Source organism: Micromonospora sp. NPDC005163, from assembly GCF_053599835.1.
In genome coordinates this window covers 14,586-36,199 of record NZ_JBSFYP010000032.1, presented here as the reverse complement: position 1 = coordinate 36,199, position 21,614 = coordinate 14,586, and the positions used below count along the sequence as shown (strand labels likewise).

Below are 21,614 nucleotides of genomic sequence, written 5' to 3'. Positions count from 1 at the left end.
AGAGACTGCTAAGCATGTTCCGCTACATCTTGCGGCGCCTACTGCAGATGGTCCTGGCGTTCTTCGGGACCACCCTGATCGTCTACGCGCTGATGTTCGCCGGCCAGGGCGACCCCATCCAGGCGCTCGCCGGCGAGCGCCCGGTGACCGAAGCCCAGCGGGCCTACCTGACCGAGAAGTACCACCTGGACGCCACCGGCGTCGGCGGCTTCTTCTACCGCTACTTCGACTACGTCAAGAGCCTGCTCCAGGGCGACCTCGGCCAGTCGCTGACCGGTCGCCAGATCGGCGACATCCTGCAGGCTGCCTGGCCGGTCACCGTGAAACTCGCGCTCATCGCGCTCGCCGTGGCGATCATCTTCGGAGTCACCGCCGGCGTGGTCGCCGGCATCCGCCGGGCCAGCATCTTCGACAACTCGACGCTGGTGCTGACCCTGCTGGTGCTGGGCATCCCGACCATCGTGCTGGCGCCCCTCGCGCAGTACTTCCTGGGCGTCAAGTGGCAGCTCTTCCCGCCCACCGCCGGCTCCGAGCCGACGTTCTACGCGCTGCTGCTGCCGGGCATCGTGCTCGGCTCGCTGTCGCTGGCCACCGCGCTGCGACTGACCCGCACCTCGGTGGCGGAGAACCTGCGCGCCGACTACGTACGGACCGCCCGGTCCAAGGGCCTGGTCAAGCGCCGCATCGTCACCGTGCACGTGCTGCGGAACTCGCTCATCCCCGTGGTCACCTTCCTCGGTGTGGAACTGGGCAACCTGATGAGCGGCGCGATCATCACCGAGGGCGTCTTCAACATCCCCGGCGTGGGCTTCAACCTCTTCCGCGGCATCCGCACCGAGGACGGCCCCCTGGTGGTGGGCATCGTCAGCGTGCTCGTCGTGGTCTACCTGGTCTCGAACCTGGTGGTGGACGTCCTGTACGCCGTACTCGACCCGAGGATCCGCTATGAGTGACTTTGAAACTGTGGCGGCCACCGAGAACCAGGCCGCACGCCGTGGCCCCTCGGGCGAGCCGGGCACGCCGAACCAGATCGGCGCGGCGAACAAGGCCCGCAGCCTGGCCGGGGACGCCTGGCGCGACCTGCGCCGCAACCCGATCTTCTGGATCTCGCTGGCGCTGGTCGTCGTTTTCACCCTGATGGCCCTGGCCCCCGGGATCTTCACCGCCAACAGCCCGAACGACTGCGTGCTCTCCCGGCAGCACGCCGGACCGTCCGGAGGCGCGATCTTCGGGTACGACTTCCAGGGCTGCGACACGTACTCCCGGGCGGTCTACGGCACCCGGGCCTCGCTGCTGGTCGGCGCGCTCTCCGCGCTCGGGACCGGGGTCATCGCGCTGGTGGTCGGCATGGTGGCCGGCTACTTCGGCCGCTGGGTCGACGCGGTGCTCTCCCGGGTGATCGACGTGGTGCTCGGCATCCCGCTGCTGCTGGCCGCGATCGTGCTGCTCAAGCGAGTGTCCAGCGACAGCGTGAACGCCCGGATCGCCGCGGTGATCTTCGTGCTGGCGATCCTGGGTTGGACCACGGCCGCCCGGGTCGTGCGCTCCTCGGTGATCACCGCCAAGGAGCAGGACTACGTGGCGGCGGCCCGGATGCTCGGCGCCGGCCACGGCCGGATCATGTGGCGGCACATCCTGCCGAACTCGCTGGCCCCGGCCATCGTCGTGCTGACCATCGCGCTCGGCTCCTTCATCGCCGCCGAGGCGACGCTCTCGTTCCTGGGCATCGGCCTGAAGGCGCCGACCATCTCGTGGGGCCAGGACATCGACACCGGCCGCATCCACATGCGGGAGGCGGCCACGCCGCTGATCGTCCCGTCGGCCTTCCTCGCGCTGACCGTGCTGGCGTTCATCATGCTCGGCGACGCGATCCGTGACGCCTTCGACCCGAAGCTGCGGTGAACCTCTCATGACCCACTCCACCGTCCAACCCACGCCCGCCTCCGCCACGCCCGAGGGCGGCCACCTGCTGGAACTCCGGGACCTGCACGTCGAGTTCCGGACCAACGAGGGTGTGGCCCGGGTGATCAACGGCGTGTCCTACCACCTGGACGCCGGGGAGACCCTCGCCGTACTCGGCGAATCCGGCTCCGGCAAGTCGGTCACCGCCCAGGCGATCATGGGCATCCTGGACACTCCGCCCGCGGTCATCCGCTCCGGCCAGATCCTCTACCAGGGTCAGGACCTGCTCACCCGCTCCGAGGAACAGCGCCGGCAGGTCCGCGGCAAGGAGATCGCGATGATCTTCCAGGACGCGCTCTCCGCGCTGAACCCGGTGTTCCCGGTCGGCTGGCAGATCGGCGAGACGCTGCGCCAGCGCGACGGCATGTCACGAACTGACGCCCGCCAGCGTGCCATCGAGCTGATGGACCTGGTCAAGATCCCGGGTGCCGCAAAGCGGATCGGTGACTACCCGCACCAGTTCTCCGGAGGCATGCGGCAGCGCGTCATGATCGCCATGGCGCTGGCGCTGAACCCGAAGGTGCTGATCGCCGACGAGCCCACCACGGCGCTCGACGTCACCGTGCAGGCCCAGATCATGGACCTGCTGGCCGACCTGCGCCGGGACCTGAACATGGCGATGATCCTGATCACCCACGACCTGGGCGTGGTCGCCGGCGTCGCGGACCGGATCGCGGTCATGTACGCCGGCCGGATCGTCGAGCACGCCGACGTCCGCTCGCTCTACAAGGCGCCGGCCCACCCGTACACCAAGGGGTTGCTGGAGTCGATCCCGCGGATGGACGTCCGCGGCCAGGAGCTGTCGACGATCAAGGGGCTCCCGCCGAACCTGATGCGCATCCCCTCCGGTTGCCCGTTCCACCCCCGGTGCCCGTACGTGCAGCAGGTCTGCGTGGACGCGGTGCCGCACGACCTGGTTCTCGGCGACGGCCGGACCAGCGCTTGCCACTTCGCGCAGGAGGTCCGTGATGACAGCGCCCGCTAGCTCCACCAAGGTCCGGGGCGAGACCATCCTCTCCGTCGACAACCTGGTCAAGCACTTCCCGATCAGTCAGGGCGTGTTGTTCCAACGGCAGATCGGCGCGGTCAAGGCCGTCGACGGCGTGAGCTTCGAGCTGCGCCGCGGTGAGACGCTGGGCGTGGTCGGCGAGTCCGGCTGCGGGAAGTCCACCCTCGCCCGGCTGCTGATGCGGCTGGAGACGCCCACCTCCGGGAGCGCCACCCTCGAGGGCAAGGACCTCTTCAAGGCGTCCGGGGCCGAGCTGCGCCGGCTGCGCCGCAACATGCAGATGGTCATGCAGGACCCGTACACCTCGCTCAACCCGCGGATGACCGTCGGCGACATCATCGGTGAGCCCTTCGAGATCCACCGCGACGCCGCGCCGAAGGGCAGCCGGGATCGACGGGTCCAGGAACTGCTCGATGTGGTCGGGCTCAACCCGGAGCACATCAACCGGTACCCGCACCAGTTCTCCGGCGGTCAGCGCCAGCGCATCGGCATCGCCCGGGCGCTCGCGCTGCGGCCCGAGGTGATCGTCTGCGACGAGCCGGTGTCGGCGCTGGACGTCTCCATCCAGGCCCAGGTGATCAATCTGCTGGAGCAGCTCCAGGACGAGTTCGGGCTCTCGTACATCTTCATCGCCCACGACCTCTCCGTGGTGCGGCACATCGCCGACCGGGTCGCGGTCATGTACCTCGGCCGGATCGTCGAGACCGGCACCGAGGACGAGATCTACGAGCGGGCCACCCACCCGTACACCCAGGCGCTGCTCTCGGCGGTGCCGGTCCCGGACCCGGAGGCGCGCGAGCAGCGCAACATGATCCGGCTGGTCGGCGACGTGCCCAGCCCGGCCGACCCGCCGAGCGGCTGCCACTTCCGGACCCGCTGCTGGAAGGCCCAGGACATCTGCGCCGTCGAGGATCCGCAAACCGTGCCCCGCGCCGCAGACCCACACCCGTCGGCCTGCCACTTCGCCGAACTCCGCCCAACCGCTGCCTAACCCCACCCGGGCCCCGGGCGCCCAGCGCCGTTGATCATGAAGTTATTGTCCCGACACGCCGATCAGCCGCGCAATAACTTCATGATCGCCGGGCCGGGGACCGGCCCGGCCGGTGGTTAGTGGAAGAAGTGGCGGGTGTTGGTCAGGTACATGGTGACGTTGGCTTCCTTGGCCGCGGCGATGACCTCTTCGTCGCGGATCGAGCCGCCGGGCTGCACGATGGCGCGGACGCCGGCGTCGATGAGGATCTTCGGGCCGTCGGCGAACGGGAAGAACGCGTCCGACGCGGCGACGGACCCCCGGGCCCGGTCGGCGCCCGCCCGGCTGACCGCCAGCTGAGCCGAGTCGACCCGGTTGACCTGCCCCATGCCGACCCCGACGGTGGCGCCGCCCCGGGCGAGCAGGATCGCGTTGCTCTTCACCGCGCGGACCGCCCGCCAGGCGAACGCGAGGTCGCGCAGCAGTTCCTCGTCCGCCGCCTCCCCGGTCGCCAGCCGCCAGCTCGCCGGGTCGTCGCCGGGGGCGTCCACCCGGTCGGCGACCTGGGTCAGCACGCCACCGGTCACCGGCCGCCACTCGACCCTCGCCGGGTTCCAGGCCGGCGCGCGCAGCAGCCGGATGTTCTTCTTGCCCTGCAACACCTCCACCGCGCCCTCGTCGAAGCCGGGGGCGACGACCACCTCGGTGAAGATGTCGGCCACCTGCCGGGCCAGCTCGACCGAGACCGACCGGTTGACCGCGATCACCCCGCCGTACGCCGACACCGGGTCGCAGGCGTGTGCCTTGCGGTGCGCCTCGGCCACGTCCGCGCCCACCGCGATGCCGCACGGGTTGGCGTGCTTGATGATCGCGACGGCCGGCTGGTCGGCGAAGTCGTTCGCAGCCCGCCAGGCGGCGTCCGCGTCGACGTAGTTGTTGTAGGACATCTCCTTGCCGTGCAGCTGCTCGGCCTGGGCCAGCCCCGCCGGAGCGTCCGGGTCGGTGTAGAGCGCGGCCGGCTGGTGCGGGTTCTCCCCGTAGCGCAGCACGGCGGACTTGCGCAGCGCCTGCCCGGCGAACGCCGGCCAGGAGTCGTCGGCCGGTGCCAGCTCCTGCGCGCACCACTGGGCCACCGCCACGTCGTACTCGGCGATGTCGGCGAACGCCCGGGCGGCCAGCGCGCGGCGCTCGGCGAGGGTGAACCCGCCCTCGCCGAGCGCGGCGTGCAGCGCCGGGTACCCGGACGGGTCGGTGAGCACGGCTACCGACGCGTGGTTCTTGGCGGCGGCTCGGACCATGGCCGGGCCGCCGATGTCGATCTGCTCCACGCACTCCTCGACGCCGGCGCCGGAGGCGACGGTCGCCTGGAACGGGTAGAGGTTGGAGACCAGCAGGTCGAACGCGGCCACTCCCAGCTCGTCGAGCTGCGCCACGTGGGTGTCCTTGCGCAGGTCGGCGAGGAGACCGGCGTGGACCTTCGGGTGCAGGGTCTTCACCCGGCCGTCGAGCACCTCGGGGAAGCCGGTCACCGTCTCCACCGGCGTCACCGGCACGCCGGCGGCGGCGATGGTGCCCGCCGTGCTGCCGGTGGACACGATCTCCACACCGGCCGCGTGCAGGGCCTGGGCCAGCTCGACCAGCCCGGTCTTGTCGTAGACGCTGACCAGCGCCCGCCTGATCGGGCGGCGCCCGTCCTGAGTGGAACTCACGGAACCGTGACCTTCCTTCCGGTGATGGTCCAGCCTTCGCGGACCAGACGGCCGACCTGCTCGACGAGCTGGCGCCGCTCGGCTTCCTTGATGCGCTCGGTGAGCGCCTCCACGTCGTCGGAGTCGAGCACCGGAACCGCGACCTGCGCCACGATCGGCCCGGTGTCCATGCCGGCGTCGACGAAGAAGAGCGTGGCCCCGGTGAGCTTCACGCCGTAGGCGAGAGCGTCGCGCGGGCCGTGGATGCCGGGGAACGCCGGCAGCAGGGTGTTGTGTGTGTTCAGGTAGCGGTCACCGAAGGTGGCGAGGAAGTGCGGGCCGACCAGTTTGAGGAACCCGGCGGAGATGACCAGGTCGGGTTGGTGCTTCGCGACGTGCGCGGTGAGCGCGGCGTCCCAGCCCTCCCGGGTGTCGTGGTCGCGGACCCGCTCGACGAACGTCGGCACGCCGGCGGCCGCGGCCCGGTCCAGGCCCGCGATGCCTTCGCGGTCCGCGCCGACCGCGACGACCTGCGCGCCGTACGCGGGGTCGGCGGCGGCGTCCAGCAGCGCCTGCAGGTTGCTTCCGGAGCCGGAGACGAGGACGACGATGCGGGCGGCGGACGCGGGCTCGGTCACCGGGCCACCCTATCGGGCAGGTCAGGGCGCCCATCGGCTGGGCGGCGCGCCGATCTTTGACAGTGCTGACGGGCATCGACCCGGTACGCTGCCGGTCGCTCGGGCTGGACGCTGTGCCGGCCCGCACCCCCGTCGCTGATCCGGCACGCCAGCCGTGTCGTTGGAATGAGGAGCACCCGTGCAGCCCGGTTACCACCCCCAGCAACAGCCGCCGCCGATCAACAACAACATGACGATGTCGATCGTCGCCATCTTCCTCTTCTGGCCGCTGGCCATCCCGGCGATCATCAACGCGTCGAAGGTCAACCCGCTGCTCCAGCAGGGTGACTTCGCCGGGGCCCAGGCGGCCGCGGCGGAGTCGCGGAAGTGGTCGAAGTGGGCCCTGATCGTGGGCATTGCGTGGTATGCCATCTTCTTGGTGTGCTGTGCTTTGGGCGGTCTGGGCGCGATCATGAGTAGCGACAACAGCAGCTACTGACGAAACCAGTCCAAGGAGCTTCTCGAATGCAGCCCGGTAACCCCGGTCAGGACCCGTACGGCCAGCAGCCCAATCAGGACCCGACCGCCCCCCAGCCGCCGCACGACCCGTACGCCCCGCCGCCGGCCGCCCCGTACGGCCAGCAGCCGCAGAACCCGTACGGCCAGCAGCCGGCCGCCCCGTACGGCCAGCAGCCCACCTCGGGGCAGCCGTACGGCCAGCAGCAGCCGTACCAGGACCCGTACGGCCAGCAGCAGCAGCAGCCGCCGTACGGCACGCCGACGTACCCGAATGCCGGCTACCCGCAGCAGCAGGGACAGAACAACACCCTCGGCCTGGTGTCGATGATTCTCGGCATCGCGTCGATCCCGCTGCTCTGCTGCTTCTACCTGGGCATCCCGCTCGGCATCGCGGGCGTGGTGACCGGGTACCTGGCCCGGCAGAAGGTCGCCCAGGGCCAGGCCAGCAACGCCGGGCAGGCCAAGGCCGGCCTGATCTGCGGCGCTGTCGCTGTCGGGCTGGGCATCCTGCTGATCATCCTGAGCGTCGTGGCGCAGGTCAATCTGCCGACCCAGCCCTGACCGGTTCGGTCGTGACGGGGCGCTCCGGATTCGTCCGGGGCGCCCCGCGGTCGCACCGGCGGCGCGCGGCTACTGAGCTGGGACGCGGGTGAGTGCGCGGGTGGCGGCGGCGCCGAGCAGCGCGCCAACCGCGATGACACCGGCCGTCACGAGCCCGACCTGCCAGGCCACCGGCCCGAGCTGCGCCAGCCGGCCGGCGCCGAGCGGACCGCCGGAGATCTCGGCGGCCACGCCGACCAGCACGCCGGCCACCGGCCCGGCCAACGCTGCTGGCGTCAGCAACTGGGCCCAGCGCCGCGGGGCCCGCTCCGGGCCGGCGACCCGGGCCACGCGGCGGGCGAGCAGCCAGCCGGCGACCATCCCGGCCAGCACCGGCACCGCGAGCAGCAGGGCGCCGAGGCCGTCCACCGGGCCGCGCGGCAGGCCGGCGAGCAGCGGTACGGCCGGCAGTGCGCCGACCGACACCTCGCTGGTGCGGACTGCGGTGTCGGTGCCGACCGCGAAGCCCGGCCCGAGCAGATAGCTCGTCGACCAGATCGCGGCGTTCGGCGCGTACGCCACGCTGACCAGCGTGATCCCGGCCTGCCCGGCCACGCCGGTCCGGTACGCCCCGATCATGTCGGCCGCGTCTCCACCGCCGGTGGCCACCGCCAGGCCAGCCGCGCCGGCACCCGCCCCGAGCAGCAGCAGCACGGCCACCAGCCCGGTGCGCACGCCGTCCCGTAGTGGCCGCGGCATCCGGGCGACGAGCAGCCGGGTGACGGCGGTGATCCGGGTCGCGCCGACCAGCGCGGCGAGCGTGCCGACGACCGCGAACGTGGCCGCCGCCCGTACCGGGGACACCGCCGGCCCGCCGGCGCCGACCAGCACCGCCGCCAGGGCGCCGAGCAGCGCGTACGCGATGCCGACCGCGCTCGCGGCGAGCAGTGCCCGGGGTGGTGAGCGGGTGTCGCGGGCGCCGATCGCACGGCTGACGTGCACGCCGGCCCGGGTGAGCCGCCAGAGCGCGAGCACGGTCAGCGCCAGCGGGGCGAGCGCGAACGGGCCGGACTCGGTGCGCAGCGGCACACCGTGCCCGAGGAGCCAGCCGGCCAACGCGGTGCGCAGGGTGCCGCTCAACGTCGCGGAATCCGCGCCGAGCCGGACCAGGCCGAGCACGATGGCGACCGGCAGGTACGAGGTGAGTGCGGCCCAGCCGGCGGCCACCCCTGCGGCGACGGGCAGTGGTGCGCGCCCGCGCGGCGACCCACCGGCGCGGGGCGCGGGCACCCGCCGGGCCGGCGCGGCACGGCCGACGGGCCGGTCGTCGGCGCTCACACCGCCGGCACGGCTGGGATGGTCAGGGGTGACGGGGGACATCGGCTCTACTCTGGCACGTCGCGGGTGCGGGAGCAGTCCGTTAACTCACCCCGAAGGGCGGCGAGTTGACCGAATCCGGCTTCGGGACGCCCGGCCCGGTCTAGCCTCGGCCCCGAGGGGTCGGCTGTCACCGCCGCCCGGGTCGGGTCCGCCGGTCGCGGTCCAGGTCGGCCCACCGCCCATGACCGCCGGGAGGACGCCGTGACGAGCGCATACCCCCCACCCCCACCCCCACCGGCGAGGGGACGGGACCGGACCACCCTCTGGGGCGTGCTGGGCATCGTGCTGGGCCTGATCTGCTGCGGCATCCTCGGCATCGTCTTCGGCTACCTGTCCATCCGCGACGCCCGGCGGTACAACCAGTCGCCGGTCCTCGGCTATCTCGCCATCGCGTTCGGCGTGATCAACATCATCGGAGGAGCGGTCCTGCGCTCCACCGGCAACTACCCGTTCTGGAACAACGACTGAGCGGACTGGTCAGCCGACGAGTCGACGCTCGTACCGCAGGCCGGGGCGGCCGTCGCCACGGATCTCGCCCGTCACGGTGAATCCGGTGCGTGCCAGCACCGCCTGGGACGCCGGGTTGTCGAGGGTGGTCACCGCGGTGAGCACGGCGAGCCGGTAGTCGGTGGCGGCCAGATGGCACACCTGCTCGACCGCGGCCCGCGCCACGCCCCGGCCGGCGGCCCGCTCGCATACGGAGCGCAACCACGCAGTGGTACGCGCAGGGGGCCGACCGGAACCGGTCGACCCCCTGCGGTGTTGCCTGGTCTGCTCAGCTGCCGGACATGATCTCGCGCATCAGGCGGGCGGTCTCGGTCGGCGTCTTGCCGACCTTGACTCCGACCGCCTCCAGCGCCGCCTGCTTCGCCTCGGCGGTGCCGGCCGAACCGGAGATGATCGCCCCGGCGTGGCCCATGGTCTTGCCCGGAGGCGCGGTGAAGCCGGCGATGTAGCCGACGACCGGCTTGGTGACGTTCGCCTTGATGAACTCGGCGGCCCGCTCCTCGGCGTCACCGCCGATCTCACCGATCATGACGATGGCGTCGGTCTCCGGGTCGGCCTCGAACGCCTTCAGGGCGTCGATGTGGGTGGTCCCGATGATCGGGTCGCCACCGATGCCGACACAGGTGGAGAAGCCGATGTCGCGCAGCTCGTACATCATCTGGTAGGTCAGCGTGCCGCTCTTGCTGACCAGACCGATCCGGCCGGAGCCGGTGATGTCGGCCGGGATGATGCCGGCGTTGGAGGCGCCCGGCGAGGCGATGCCCGGGCAGTTCGGCCCGATGATCCGGGTCTGCTCGCCCTGCGCAAGGTTGTACGCCCAGAACGCGGCGGTGTCGTGCACCGGCACGCCCTCGGTGATCACCACGGCCAGCGGGATCGCGGCGTCGATCGCCTCGACCACGGCGGCCTTGGTGAACTGCGGCGGGACGAAGATGACCGTGACGTCGGCCCCGGTCTCGGCCATGGCGTCCGCCACGGACGCGAAGACCGGCAGCTCGGTGCCGTCGAAGTCGACCTTCTGGCCCGCCTTGCGCGGGTTGACGCCACCGACGACGTTGGTGCCGGCGGCGAGCATCCGCCGGGTGTGCTTGGAACCCTCGGAACCGGTCATCCCCTGCACGATGACCTTGGAGTCCTTGGTCAGCCAGATAGCCATGATCAGACCCCCGCAGCTGCCAGCTCGGCGGCCCGCTCGGCCGCGCCGTCCATGGTGTCGACCCGCTGGATCAGCGGGTTGTTCGCGTCGTCGAGGATCGCCCGGCCGGCCTCGGCGTTGTTGCCGTCGAGCCGGACGACGAGCGGCTTGGTGACCTTCTCGCCACGCTGCTCGAGCAGGGCCAGCGCCTGCACGATGCCGTTGGCGACCGCGTCGCAGGCGGTGATCCCGCCGAAGACGTTGACGAAGACGCTCTTCACCGACGGGTCGGAGAGGACGATCTCCAGGCCGTTCGCCATCACCGCGGCGCTCGCGCCGCCGCCGATGTCGAGGAAGTTCGCCGGCTTGACGTTGCCGTGCCGCTCACCGGCGTACGCGACCACGTCGAGGGTCGACATGACCAGACCCGCGCCGTTGCCGATGATGCCGACCTCGCCGTCGAGCTTGACGTAGTTGAGGTCCTTCTCCTTGGCGGCCTGCTCCAGCGGGTCCACCGAGGCCTGGTCGACCAGGGCCTCGTGGTCCGGGTGCCGGAACGCGGCGTTCTCGTCGAGGGTGATCTTGGCGTCGAGCAGCAGCATCCGCCCGTCGCCGTTCTTCGCCAACGGGTTGACCTCGACGAGGGTGGCGTCCTCGGCGACGAACGCCTGCCACAGGCCGACGGCCACCTCGACCACCTGGTCGGCGACCTCGGCCGGGAAGCCGGCGGCGGAAACGATCTCCCGCGCCTTGGCCTCGTCGACACCGACGTTCGCGTCGATCGAGGCCTTGACCACGCGATCCGGGGTCTCGGCGGCGACCTGCTCGATGTCCATGCCGCCAGCGACGCTGGCGATGCAGAGGAAGGTGCGGTTCGCCCGGTCGAGCAGGTACGAGAAGTAGTACTCCTCGGCCACGTCCGCCGTCACCGTGATCATGACCTTGTGGACGGTGTGGCCCTTGATGTCCATGCCCAGGATGTCGGTGGCCCTGGCCACCGCCTCATCCGGGCCCTCGGCCAGCTTGACGCCGCCGGCCTTGCCTCGGCCGCCGACCTTCACCTGCGCCTTGACGACCACCCGACCGCCGAGGCGTTCGGCGATCGCGCGGGCCTCCTCCGGGGTAGTGGCGACGCCGCCGGCAAGCACGGGCAAGCCGTGCCGCTCGAACAGGTCCCGCCCCTGGTACTCGTACAGGTCCACGATTGCGCGTCCCGTCCCGTCTCCGCGGCGCGCCGTCGCGCCGCCACCAGCGTTCAGAAAACAGTTTGACGCCTGTCATCACTTGACACAGGCCATTGGCCGCAGCCTAACGAGGTGGGCACGACCGGCAACCGAGCGGGTGCGCGGTGTGCGGTAATGCACAACCAGGCGTCGGACACGGCCGGTTCCCGGCGCGGCGCGGGCGGCGTCAGCCGTCCGGGCGATGTTGCCGGGGGTGCGTAACCCGGCCGTCGGGGCGTCGTTGAGTCAGGTGTCGGAGCGCTGATCAGCGCGATGACGGGAGACGGCCGATGCCCTGTCGGTCGAGGGGTGGCGGCGGGGCATCGTGCATAGAGGGGCCGGACGTGTGAGGGGTGCGTCCGGCCCCTCCCCCGTGCCCGGCCCCGTCCGACGACCCGTTCCGGCGCGCCTCAGGCGACCGGCTGCGCGACGTTCTGCCGGACCCACTCGACGATCGACTGCGTGGTGGCGCCCGGCGTGAAGATCTTGGCGACGCCCAGCTTCTCCAGCTCGGGGATGTCGCCGTTGGGGATGATGCCGCCGCCGAACACGACGATGTCCCGCGCGTCCCGCTCACCGAGCAGTTCCAGCACCCGACGGAAGAGCGTCATGTGCGCGCCGGAGAGAACGGAGAGACCGACGGCGTCCGCGTCCTCCTGGATGGCGGTCTCCACGATCTGCTCGGGAGTCTGGTGCAGGCCGGTGTAGACGACCTCCATCCCAGCGTCCCTCAGGGCCCGCGCGACCACCTTGGCGCCCCGGTCGTGGCCGTCCAGGCCTGGCTTGGCGACGACGACCCGAATACGAGAGCTCATCAGCGCACACCTTTCACCGGCTCCACGGCCTTCACCTGAACGAACGGTAACCCGGCCGGCCGGGCCCGGGAAATCCGGGCCGGAAAACGCGCCCGGCGCTGCGGCACCGCCGGGGGCTCGGTCACGGGGAGTACGGGTGAGCGCGCGGGCGGATGCCGACGACCCTCGCCGTCAAGCCGGACGACTCCGCCGGACCGGTCACGGTCGGCGACGAACGGGCAGTAACGAGGGCACCGAATGACGTCACGAGGCATGACAATCACGGACGCAAACGGACAGATCGACACGCCAATTCGGCGCTTTGGCTTGTGACTCGCCTGGTGGTTGGCTAACGTGTCCACGGTTGTCATCGAGTCCAAGGACGGGTGACGACGCGGTCAGCGGACGTTCAGCAGAGCTTCACGAACGTCCACCGGTCGCCTCGGAACCCCGACAACGGAGGGTGTGCGTGCGCCAGCGCCTGTCGTCTGAGCCCGATAGATATCGCGGTCGTCGCCGCGTACCCACCCCCCCGCGTAGCCGTTACGCCGCGGTCGTCACCACCGCCTTCGTCGGAGCCGGCATCGTCGCGCTCGGCGCCAGCGCCCTGCCGGACGCCAAGGACGTCAGCCCGTCGGTGCTCGACGAGCTGAAGCAGGCGTCGGTCACCAGCCAGGACGCCGTGGCCCGTGCGGACAACGCCGACCGCGCCTCCCGGGACAGCCGGAGCACGGACGAAGCCGAGCCCGAGCTCTGGTTGCTGCCGCTGCAGGGCTACGACTTCAACTCTCCCTACGGGGTGCGCTGGGGCAAGATGCACACCGGCGTGGATCTGGTGGTTGCCGAGGGCACGCCGTACGTGGCGATCCACGACGGGCTGGTCACCAAGGCCGGCTGGTTCGGCGGGTACGGCTACGCGGTGATCGTCCAGCACGCCGACGGCAGCGAGGCCATCTACGGCCACTCCTCCGCGCTGAGCGTCAAGGAGGGGCAGAACGTCAAGGCGGGCGACCAGCTCGGCCTGGTGGGCCAGACCGGTCACGCCTACGGCACCCACCTGCACCTTGAGATCCATGTCAAGGGCGAGCCGATCGACCCCGTGCCGTTCCTGCAGGACCGCAGAGTGGACATCAAGCTGGGAGTCGAGGCAATAATCTACAGCGAGGTAGCCGCGTCCTGACGCTGCGTACTGGCCGTTGACCGCCCGGATCTGTCAATCCGGGCGGTTTTTTGTCGCTTGCGCGGGGTGATTGTCTGCTGGATCACAGAACGAACTGTGGTCGACGACACTGCCCGACAAGATCAGTTTTCCGGATGGATCACACCTAAGCAGGTCATATCCGGGCAGGCGGTACCCGACCCGTCGGCCTACCTCCCGGTCCCCGTACCTGCCCCGGCTCGGCCCGACACCAGTATTTCGAGGTCAAGTGCCCCTCGACTGTGAAGGTCCGCCGTGCAGGAAGACAGCCCCGTCCAGAACGAGAACACCCCCGACACCGCCGCCGAGCAACCGCAGCGCGCCGGCCGGCGGAACCGCCTCATCGTGCTCGGCGCGGCCGCCCTGGTGGCCCTCGGCCTGGGCGGCGTCGCCGTCGCCACCACCGGCCCGGACCGCCCGGCGCCCACCGCCGTGTCCCTGGACGCGCAGTCCCGGGCCGAGGCCGCCAGCCGGGCGGACCGCTCCGCCCGCGAGTCGAGCACGCCAATCTCCCCCTCGGCCAGCCCGACGGCGAGCCCGACAGCGGCCAGCGCCATCCCCACGCCGACGAAGACGGCCACCGCGAAGCCGAAGCCCAAGCCGAAGAAGACCACGAAGCCGACGCCGGCCTGGGTCGACCCGATGCCGGGCGCCTCGGTCACCTCCTGCTACGGCCAGCGCTGGGGCACCCTGCACGCCGGCATCGACCTGGCGCTGCCCTCCGGTACGCCGATCCACGCCGCGGCCGCCGGCACGGTCGTCCAGGCCGGTGACGCCTCCGACGGGTACGGCAACTCCGTCTTCGTCGACCACGGCAACGGCTACCTGACCCACTACGCCCACCAGAGCCGCATCGCGGTCACCGTGGGCCAGAAGGTCAAGGCCGGCCAGGTGATCGGCTACGAGGGCGCCACCGGCGACGCCACCGGCCCGCACCTGCACTTCGAGGTGCACCAGGGCATGTGGAACCAGATCGACCCGGCTCCGTTCATGCGGGCGCGCGGCATCGACCTGGGCTGCTGAGCGCTGGTTCTCACTAGATCTTTCGGTTTCGGCCGACGTCCCCGGGCCGGCGCGAGGTGTCCGCCGGGCCGGGCCCTACCCCGAGTGGCCCGGCCCAGCGGCGTCCCGGTGCCGCCTGGCCAGGGCGGTCAGGGAGCGGGCCGCCGTCGCGCCGCGGTGTTCACGAGCGTGTTCAGCAGGTCGGGGTATGACATCCCGACGGCCTGCCAGATGCGCGATACTGCGACGCGGCGGTGAACCCCGGGAACGTGTTGACCTCATTGAGGACCGGCTCGCCGCCGTCGGCGGGCAGGAAGAAGTCGACACGCAGCAGGCCGCGGCACTCCAGCGCGGCCGAACGCCTGCAGCGCCCGGCAGTGCAGCAGCGCGGTGACCCACGGGTCGAGCCGCGCCGGGATGTCGAACACCACCTCGCCGGCGGTGTACTTGGCGTAGTCGAAGAAGTCGTGCCCGCCCTCGACCCGGATCTCCAGCGACGGCCCCGCCTGCAGCGACCCGTCCGGGTGCTCCAGCACCGCCATGTCGGAGGGTGAGCGCCGGCCGCAGCCCGAAGCGGCGCTGCGGCACCGGCTCGACCCCGTACACCGCGATGCCGGCGCGGACCAGGTCGAAGTGGGTCGGCGGGGCGGTGAAGGCGGCGGCCGAGTTGGCCAGGTGCAGCAGCGTCGGGTCCAGCCCGGCGTCGCGGGCGTGCCTCACTGCCTCGGCGAACGCGGCCGTCTGCACGGTCACGCCGTAGGGCGAGGAGTCGGCGGTGGCCAGGTGCGACCACACGCCGCGCACGGCCAGCACGCCCTCCCGCTCGTACTTGCGGCCCCAGGCGACCAGCTCCGGCCAGCCGTCGGCGGTCGCGCCGTGCCGCGACACGCCGGTGTCAATCTTCAGGTGGACCTCGGCGGTGCGGCCGGTGCCGCGGGCCGCGGCGGCGACCGCGTCGAGCAGCTCCGGGGCGGCCACGGACACGTCCACGTCGGCGGCGGCGAGCGCGGCGAAGTCGGTGCCGGGGCCGTGCAGCCAGCTCAGCACCGGCGCGGTGAGCCCGGCGGCGCGCAGCTGCAGCGCCTCGGCGGCGCTGGTGACCCCGAGCCAGGTGGCGCCGCCGGCCAGCGCGGCCCGGGCCACCGGCACCGCGCCGTGGCCGAACCCGTCCGCCTTCACCACGGCCATCACCGCGGCGGTCGTGGCCCCGGCGATCCGTTCGACGTTGCCCCGCGACCACCGCGAGATCGACGACCGCCTCGGCCAGCTTTCCAGTCACGCTCGGTAGCCAACAGCAGGGGGTGTGAGCGTGCCGACAGGGAATTCACTAACACCCTGCTAACGACGCCCCGTGCATACTTGGCGGTCGGTCGGTCGGTCGAGGAGGTGGCGGGGTGCGGGTCCTGGTCGTGGAGGACGAGGAGCTGATGGCCGAGGCCGTCGCCGAGGGGCTGCGGCAGGAGGCCATCGCCGTCGACGTCGCCTACGACGGGGCGGCGGCACTGGAGAAGCTCGCCGTCAACGCGTACGACGTGATGGTCCTGGACCGCGACCTGCCGCGGGTGCACGGCGACGAGGTGTGCCGCCAGGTCGTGGCGCAGGGCCTGGACGTGCGCGTGCTGATGCTCACGGTGTCGGTGACGGTGGCCGAGCGGGTCGCCGGGCTCAGCCTCGGCGCCGACGACTACCTGCCCAAGCCGTTCGCGTTCGCCGAGCTGGTGGCGCGAGTGCGGGCGCTGGGCCGCCGGGCCCGCCCGGCAACGCCGCCGGTGCTGGAGCGGGCCGGGATCCGGCTCGACCCGCACCACCGGGAGACGTACCGTGACGGCCGCTACGTGAGCCTGTCCCGCCGCGAGTTCGCGGTGCTGGAGGAGCTGCTGCGGGCCGAGGGCGCGGTGGCGTCGGCCGAGACGCTGCTGGAGAAGGTCTGGGACGAGCACATGGACCCGTTCACCACCATCGTCCGGGTCACCATCAGCGGCCTGCGCCGCAAGCTCGGGGAGCCGCAGCTCATCGAGACGGTGACCGCAGTGGGTTACCGGTTGCGATGAACGGTTCCTGGCACGGCAGCCTGCGGGTCCGGCTGACCGTCGTGTTCAGCCTGCTGTTCGCCCTGGCGGGCAGCGTGGTGCTCGGCGGCGTGCTGATCCTGGTCGACAACAGCATGGAGTACAGCCTGAACGCCTTGTACGAGGAGAAGTACGCGGTGCTCCCGCCGGAGGAACAGGCGGCCGCGGGTGAGCACATCGGGCAGAGCTTCGCCTCCAAGCAGGCGATCATGGATTCGATGCAGGCGAACCTGCTGTTCAAGGGCGGGATGACGCTGCTGGTGGTGTGGGTGGTGGTCACCGCGGCGGGCTGGTTTGTGTCGGGGCGGCTGATGCGCCCGCTTAGCATGATCACCGAGACGGCGCACCGAATCGCGGGGCGCACCCTGCACAAGCGCATCGACCTGGACGCCCCGCCGGGTGAGGTGAAGAGCTTGGCCGACTCGTTCGACAGCATGCTGGACCGCCTCGACGGGGCGTTCGCCGGGCAGGGCCGTTTCATCGCCAACGCCGCGCACGAGCTGAAGACCCCATCGCGCTCAACCGCACCCTGGTCGAGGTTGCGATGAGCCGCCCGGACAGCCCGGCCGAGGTCAGGCAGCTCGGCGATAACTTGCTCGCGGTCAACCTGCGCCACGAACGGCTGATCGACTCGCTGCTCACCCTGGCCAGGGCAGACGAGGCGGTCACCGACCGGCGGTCGGTCGACCTGGCACAACTGGCGGGGTATGCGCTCGAGGTCACCGCGAAGGCGGCCGCGGAGCAGCGGGTGCAGGTCCAGGCGCAACTCGCGGCGGCGCCGGTGGTCGGCGACCCGATCCTGCTGGAGCAGTTGATCCGCAACCTGGTCGACAACGCGGTCCGCTACAACCGCCCGCACGGCTTCGTGTGGGTGCAGATCCTGGCCGAGGTCCGGCAGGCCGAGATCATCGTGACCAATACGGGCGCGCTGATCTCGCCGCACGAGGTGCCGGTGCTGTTCGAGCCGTTCCGCCGGCTCACCGACCGGGTGGGTTCGGCCAGGGGCAGCGGTCTGGGCCTGTCCATCGTGCGTGCGGTCGCCCAGGCCCACGGCGGCGACGCGCTGGCCACCCCCCGTCCCGACGGCGGCCTGTCAGTGCGCGTGATCCTGCCCCGCAGTGACGCCCCGCGGGCATGAACCCACGCCCACACCCGAAGAATCAGTAAATCAATCGATTTCATATGATGTTAACGGGATGTGAGGAATTCTGCTCACCGCCCCATAACACCACCTCTGGTGGGCTGTGTACCGAGACGGCCGGCGAACCCCTCCGGCGTCCAGCACAGGCCTGGCGGCGACGTTCCCGCCGGGACGGACACGTCGTACGCGATGCGAAACCTAGCTCCAGAGGAGAAGTAGATGCCGATCGACGGCAGACGTGTGGGCCAGCGTTCAGGGCGTGGCATCCGGTACGCGGCACTGGCGGCATGCGCGCCGTTGCTGGTGGCGGTGTTGACGGCGTGCGGGCCGGGCCAGTCGGAGACCACCGGCGAGGCGAACTCCGGCACCGCCGGCCAGTGGGACGCCTACGACAAGCAGAAGCAGAACCTCGCGACGTGCCTGAACGAGAAGGGCCTGTCGGTCCGCTACCTCGGTCACGACAACATGGTGGATTTCTCGGGCCTGCCGGAGGGCGAGCTGACTCCCGAACTGGTCGAGTGCTTCCAGAAGTGGCCCGCGCTGGACCCCCCGGTAAAGGACACGCCCCGCAAGCCGACCGAGGAGGAACTGCGCGAGCGCCGGGAGATCGCGGCGTGCATGCGCAACAACGGCGTGCCGGACTACCCCGATCCTGATCCCGACCCTGCCCCGATCGACGGGGCCACCGCGAAACGCATGAAGGACGAACTCAGGGCCCGGATGGCGAACCCGACGTACAAGGCGGCGACGGAGATCTGCATGCCCAGGGCCACCGACGGGCCGGGTGTCGGATGAGCCCCCGATGGCGCCGTGTGCTCTTCGGTGTCGTCGCCGCCGCGGTGGTCGCCGCGGCGGCGGCGATGTCCGCCGGGGTCTTCGCCGGGGGCGGGGACGACAGCCCCGTCGGCGCTCCCGCGGTCGGCACGGTCAAGGTGACACGCTCCACGATCACGGCGGCCACGGTCGTCGAAGGCGAGATCGGCTACGGCCAACCGTCGGCGGTCACGTCCAAGGCGGTCGGCACCCTGACCTGGCTCGCGGCGGCCGGCAGCACGGTGCGGCGCGGACAGCCGCTGCTGCGTGCGGACAACAACCCGATCGTGCTGCTCTACGGCGAGCTGCCGTTCTACCGGGTCCTCGCCGGCGGGGTCAAAGGCCCGGACGTCGCCCAGCTCGAGGCGAACCTGGTCGCGCTGAAGTACACCGGCTTCGAGGCCGACACCTCTTACTCCGCGTCGACCGCGGCCGCCGTCAAGCGGTGGCAGAAAGACCTGGGGCTGCCCGTCACGGGCACCGTGGCGCCGACGGACGTGATCGTCGCACCCGGCGCGCTGCGGATCGCCACCCAGACCGCGCGGCTCGGGGCGCCGGCCGCCGGTGACATCCTCGCCGGCCCGACCACCCTCATCGTCACCGCGAAGGTGCCGGCCACCGAACCGGACCTGGCCAAGAAGGGCGTCAAGGCCACCGTCACGCTGCCCGACGGCGCACCGGTGGAGGCGACCGTGCTCGGCGTGGTAACACCCGCGTCCACCGGCGGCGCGCCCGCGGATCCGCCGCCGGGTCAGGGAGAGCCCAAGGTCACCGTGCAGCTGGTCCTGAAAGCCACCGCCGAGCCGGAGCCCGGGCCGGTGACGGTCCGCTTCGTCACCGCCGAGCACGCCGACGTGCTTGTCGTGCCGATCCAGGCGCTGCTCGCCATCGGCGAGCGCGGCTACGGCCTGGAACTGCGTGACGGCGTGACCAGCCGGGTCGTGCCAGTGCAGACGGGGCTGTTCGCCGGCGGCAAGGTCGAGATCAGCGGCGACGGCATCGCCGAGGGCGTCACCGTGGGGGTCGCGCAGTGAACGTGGTCGAGCTGACGGACGTCACCAAAACCTACCCCGGCGGAGTACGGGCCGTACGCGGGGTCAGCCTCGACATCGGATACGGCGAGGCGGTCGCCGTCGTCGGGCGTTCCGGATCGGGCAAGTCCAGCCTCCTCAACCTGATCGGCACCCTGGACCGCCCCACCAGCGGCCAGGTCCGCATCGGCGGGCACGACGTGGCGGCCCTGTCCGACCGGCAGCTGTCCGGCCTTCGGGCCGCCACGATCGGCTTCGTCTTCCAGCAGTTCCACCTGACCCCGGGCGTTGCGGTGCGGGCCGCGGTGGCCGACGGCCTGCTCTACTCGAGCGTGGCCGCCCGGGAGCGGCTGCGGCGGGCCGACGTCGCGTTGGAACGGGTCGGCCTGGGCCACCGGCTGCACCACCGTCCGCACGAGCTCTCCGGCGGTGAGCGGCAGCGGGTGGCGATCGCCCGGGCGCTGATCGGCGATCCGCCGCTGCTGGTGGCCGACGAGCCCACCGGCAACCTCGACTCCGCCTCGGGCGAGACCGTGCTGGGCCTGCTGACGGAGCTGAACGCGGCCGGCACCACCGTCGTGGTCATCACCCACGACCGGGAGTTGGCGGCACGGCTGCCGCGGCGGGTCGAGGTCTCCGACGGGCTCATCGTGCGCGACGAGCGCGAACCCGGCGTGGTGCCGTTCGCCACACGGATCGGGGCGGCCGTATGAGCGCCCCGCCCCGCCCCGGGCGGCTGTCGCCGGGCGATGTGCTGCGGGTCGGCGCGGCCGGGCTGCGATCGCGCCGACTGCGGGTGTTCCTGTCCGCGCTCGGCATCGCGATCGGCATCGCCGCGATGATCGCCGTGGTCGGCATCTCCAGCTCCAGCCAGGCCGAACTGGACCGGCAGCTGGACGACCTGGGCACCAACCTGCTGACTGTCGAGCCGGGCAGATCGTCGGACGACACGCCGACGCACCTACCGGACGAGGCGATCCCCATGATCGCAAGAATCGCGTCGGTGGAGGCGGTGTCGGCGGTCGGACGGCTGCCCAACGTGTACGCGTACCGCAACGAGCACGTCAACCCCGCGCAGACCGGCAGCCTCGCCGTCTATGCGGGCCGCCTCGACCTGCCGGAAACGGTCGGACTCAGCCCGGTCAGCGGGCGCTGGCTGAGCCTGCCCACCGCCGACTTCCCCACCGCCGTGCTGGGCTGGACCGCGGCGCAGCGGCTCGGCATCGACGACGCCGCAGCACAGCCGCAGATCGTGCTCGGCAAGCAACGCTTCACCGTGGTGGGCGTGCTGCGGCCGGTGCCGCTGGCCGAGGAGCTGGACCGCGCCGTGTTCATCGGCTGGTCGGCCGCGGCGGCCTACCTCGGCTTCGACGGGCACGCGACGACCGTCTACACGCGTACGGCGGAGGACGCGGTGGTCGAGGTGCGCATGGCCCTTCCGCGCACCGTGAAACCGACGGCGCCCACCGAGGTCCTGGTCTCGCGGCCTTCCGACGCACTGGCCGCCAGGACGATCACCGAGAACACGTTCAGCGGTCTGCTGCTGGGCCTCGGCGCGGTGGCGCTCCTGGTCGGCGGCATCGGCGTCACGAACACGATGGTCATCTCGGTACTCGAACGCCGGTCGGAGATCGGCCTGCGCCGGGCGCTCGGGGCCACCCGCGGCCAGGTCCTGCTGCAGTTCCTGGTGGAGTCGCTGCTGCTGTCCGCGCTCGGCGGCCTCGGCGGCATCCTGATCGGCGTCGTGGTGACCGGCGGGTACGCGGCCACGCAGGACTGGCCGGCCGTGGTGCCGCTGTGGGCGACGGCGGGCGGGTTCGCCGCGACGCTGCTGATCGGCACGGTCGCGGGACTTTACCCCGCCGTGCGGGCCGCCCGGCTCACGCCGACGGAAGCGCTGGCGGGCGTCTGAGCCGACCGGCCGACGGCGTCCCGATCGGGGTCGCTAATCAAGCGTTCCCCACAGCGGCTGCGATAACGCTGCCGCTAACCCCAAACGCCACGATCAGAGTCAGG

General features: G+C 71.5%; 24 protein-coding genes and 1 pseudogene. 16 read left to right on the top strand and 9 right to left on the bottom strand.

From position 1 onward, the window contains the following. Positions 1–14: 14 nt before the first annotated feature. From ACWD6N_RS21900 to ACWD6N_RS21885, 4 genes are read left to right on the top strand one after another with little or no spacing between them, the layout of a single operon-like run. A complete protein-coding gene (locus tag ACWD6N_RS21900) occupies positions 15–953 on the top strand; it encodes an ABC transporter permease (protein ID WP_089019049.1) in 939 nt (312 codons plus the stop codon). Further along, entirely contained in the window at positions 946–1,902 is a 957-nt protein-coding gene (locus ACWD6N_RS21895) for an ABC transporter permease (RefSeq protein WP_354964680.1), read from the top strand. Before ACWD6N_RS21900 ends, ACWD6N_RS21895 begins: the two co-directional genes overlap by 8 nt. Positions 1,903–1,909: 7 nt before the next feature. Further along, positions 1,910–2,947: an ABC transporter ATP-binding protein gene (locus ACWD6N_RS21890; RefSeq protein ID WP_354964681.1), complete on the top strand. Its 1,038-nt coding sequence runs from the start codon at positions 1,910–1,912 to the stop codon at positions 2,945–2,947. Beyond that, positions 2,931–3,962, top strand: a complete 1,032-nt coding sequence (locus tag ACWD6N_RS21885; RefSeq protein ID WP_354964682.1) for an ABC transporter ATP-binding protein — start codon at positions 2,931–2,933, stop codon at positions 3,960–3,962. The genes ACWD6N_RS21890 and ACWD6N_RS21885 overlap by 17 nt, the downstream gene beginning before the upstream one ends. A gap of 116 nt (positions 3,963–4,078) precedes the next feature. Here the strand turns inward: ACWD6N_RS21885 and purH are convergent, their stop codons facing one another. Both purH and purN read right to left on the bottom strand, forming a co-directional pair. Further along, positions 4,079–5,650: a bifunctional phosphoribosylaminoimidazolecarboxamide formyltransferase/IMP cyclohydrolase gene (gene purH / locus ACWD6N_RS21880; protein ID WP_354964683.1), complete on the bottom strand. Its 1,572-nt coding sequence runs from the start codon at positions 5,648–5,650 to the stop codon at positions 4,079–4,081. Continuing rightward, on the bottom strand, positions 5,647–6,267 hold the full coding sequence (gene purN, locus ACWD6N_RS21875) for a phosphoribosylglycinamide formyltransferase (protein WP_354964684.1): 621 nt from the start codon (positions 6,265–6,267) through the stop codon (positions 5,647–5,649). The genes purH and purN overlap by 4 nt, the downstream gene beginning before the upstream one ends. 178 nt (positions 6,268–6,445) lie before the next feature. Here purN and ACWD6N_RS21870 point away from each other — a divergent pair, with 178 nt between their 5' ends. Then, positions 6,446–6,745 (top strand): CD225/dispanin family protein, encoded by a 300-nt coding sequence (locus ACWD6N_RS21870; protein ID WP_354964685.1) that lies wholly within the window; start codon positions 6,446–6,448, stop codon positions 6,743–6,745. Positions 6,746–6,771: 26 nt separating this feature from the next. Next, a complete protein-coding gene (locus tag ACWD6N_RS21865) occupies positions 6,772–7,326 on the top strand; it encodes a DUF4190 domain-containing protein (protein WP_354964686.1) in 555 nt (184 codons plus the stop codon). Between the two features lie 69 nt (positions 7,327–7,395). Here the strand turns inward: ACWD6N_RS21865 and ACWD6N_RS21860 are convergent, their stop codons facing one another. Next, complete coding sequence (locus ACWD6N_RS21860) at positions 7,396–8,685, bottom strand: cell division protein PerM (RefSeq protein ID WP_354964687.1); 1,290 nt, start codon at positions 8,683–8,685, stop codon at positions 7,396–7,398. 201 nt (positions 8,686–8,886) lie between these two features. Here ACWD6N_RS21860 and ACWD6N_RS21855 point away from each other — a divergent pair, with 201 nt between their 5' ends. Continuing rightward, a complete protein-coding gene (locus ACWD6N_RS21855; protein WP_354964688.1) occupies positions 8,887–9,153 on the top strand; it encodes a DUF4190 domain-containing protein in 267 nt (88 codons plus the stop codon). 9 nt (positions 9,154–9,162) lie between these two features. Here ACWD6N_RS21855 and ACWD6N_RS21850 read toward each other — a convergent pair whose 3' ends face one another. The 4 genes from ACWD6N_RS21850 to ACWD6N_RS21835 all read right to left on the bottom strand — a co-directional run bounded on the left by ACWD6N_RS21850 (position 9,163) and on the right by ACWD6N_RS21835 (position 12,365). Beyond that, complete coding sequence (locus tag ACWD6N_RS21850; protein ID WP_354964689.1) at positions 9,163–9,393, bottom strand: GNAT family N-acetyltransferase; 231 nt, start codon at positions 9,391–9,393, stop codon at positions 9,163–9,165. 67 nt (positions 9,394–9,460) lie between these two features. After that, positions 9,461–10,348, bottom strand: coding sequence for a succinate--CoA ligase subunit alpha (gene sucD / locus ACWD6N_RS21845; protein ID WP_354964690.1), 888 nt, complete (start codon positions 10,346–10,348; stop codon positions 9,461–9,463). Between the two features lie 2 nt (positions 10,349–10,350). Then, positions 10,351–11,529 carry an ADP-forming succinate--CoA ligase subunit beta gene (sucC, locus tag ACWD6N_RS21840; protein ID WP_354964691.1) on the bottom strand — a complete coding sequence of 393 codons (1,179 nt, stop codon included), beginning with the start codon at positions 11,527–11,529 and terminating at the stop codon, positions 10,351–10,353. Positions 11,530–11,960: 431 nt separating this feature from the next. Further along, positions 11,961–12,365 (bottom strand): cobalamin B12-binding domain-containing protein, encoded by a 405-nt coding sequence (locus ACWD6N_RS21835; RefSeq protein WP_074314422.1) that lies wholly within the window; start codon positions 12,363–12,365, stop codon positions 11,961–11,963. Positions 12,366–12,813: 448 nt separating this feature from the next. On the opposite strand from ACWD6N_RS21835, the gene ACWD6N_RS21830 reads away from it, so the two are divergent. Both ACWD6N_RS21830 and ACWD6N_RS21825 read left to right on the top strand, forming a co-directional pair. Beyond that, entirely contained in the window at positions 12,814–13,524 is a 711-nt protein-coding gene (locus ACWD6N_RS21830) for a M23 family metallopeptidase (RefSeq protein ID WP_354964692.1), read from the top strand. 273 nt (positions 13,525–13,797) lie between these two features. After that, a complete protein-coding gene (locus ACWD6N_RS21825; RefSeq protein WP_354964693.1) occupies positions 13,798–14,565 on the top strand; it encodes a M23 family metallopeptidase in 768 nt (255 codons plus the stop codon). 172 nt (positions 14,566–14,737) lie between these two features. Here the strand turns inward: ACWD6N_RS21825 and ACWD6N_RS21820 are convergent, their stop codons facing one another. Next, positions 14,738–14,857 carry a hypothetical protein gene (locus ACWD6N_RS21820; RefSeq protein WP_449935092.1) on the bottom strand — a complete coding sequence of 40 codons (120 nt, stop codon included), beginning with the start codon at positions 14,855–14,857 and terminating at the stop codon, positions 14,738–14,740. 335 nt (positions 14,858–15,192) lie between these two features. After that, positions 15,193–15,732, bottom strand: a pseudogene (locus ACWD6N_RS21815) (alanine racemase); the annotation flags it as partial. A gap of 206 nt (positions 15,733–15,938) precedes the next feature. Between ACWD6N_RS21815 and ACWD6N_RS21810 the strand changes: the two are divergent. From ACWD6N_RS21810 to ACWD6N_RS21780, 7 genes are all read left to right on the top strand, one after another. Continuing rightward, entirely contained in the window at positions 15,939–16,595 is a 657-nt protein-coding gene (locus ACWD6N_RS21810) for a response regulator transcription factor (RefSeq protein WP_354964694.1), read from the top strand. After that, positions 16,592–17,161, top strand: coding sequence for a HAMP domain-containing protein (locus ACWD6N_RS21805; RefSeq protein ID WP_354964695.1), 570 nt, complete (start codon positions 16,592–16,594; stop codon positions 17,159–17,161). The genes ACWD6N_RS21810 and ACWD6N_RS21805 overlap by 4 nt, the downstream gene beginning before the upstream one ends. Next, on the top strand, positions 17,158–17,751 hold the full coding sequence (locus ACWD6N_RS21800; protein ID WP_354964696.1) for a sensor histidine kinase: 594 nt from the start codon (positions 17,158–17,160) through the stop codon (positions 17,749–17,751). The genes ACWD6N_RS21805 and ACWD6N_RS21800 overlap by 4 nt, the downstream gene beginning before the upstream one ends. 222 nt (positions 17,752–17,973) lie before the next feature. Beyond that, complete coding sequence (locus ACWD6N_RS21795) at positions 17,974–18,549, top strand: hypothetical protein (RefSeq protein WP_354964697.1); 576 nt, start codon at positions 17,974–17,976, stop codon at positions 18,547–18,549. Further along, the gene (locus ACWD6N_RS21790; RefSeq protein ID WP_387327765.1) at positions 18,546–19,601 is read left to right on the top strand and encodes a peptidoglycan-binding protein; all 1,056 of its coding nucleotides are present in this window, start codon (positions 18,546–18,548) and stop codon (positions 19,599–19,601) included. Before ACWD6N_RS21795 ends, ACWD6N_RS21790 begins: the two co-directional genes overlap by 4 nt. A gap of 2 nt (positions 19,602–19,603) precedes the next feature. Then, positions 19,604–20,311 (top strand): ABC transporter ATP-binding protein, encoded by a 708-nt coding sequence (locus ACWD6N_RS21785; RefSeq protein ID WP_387327768.1) that lies wholly within the window; start codon positions 19,604–19,606, stop codon positions 20,309–20,311. Beyond that, positions 20,308–21,510: an ABC transporter permease gene (locus ACWD6N_RS21780; protein WP_354964700.1), complete on the top strand. Its 1,203-nt coding sequence runs from the start codon at positions 20,308–20,310 to the stop codon at positions 21,508–21,510. The genes ACWD6N_RS21785 and ACWD6N_RS21780 overlap by 4 nt, the downstream gene beginning before the upstream one ends. The last annotated feature ends 104 nt before the right edge of the window (positions 21,511–21,614 follow it).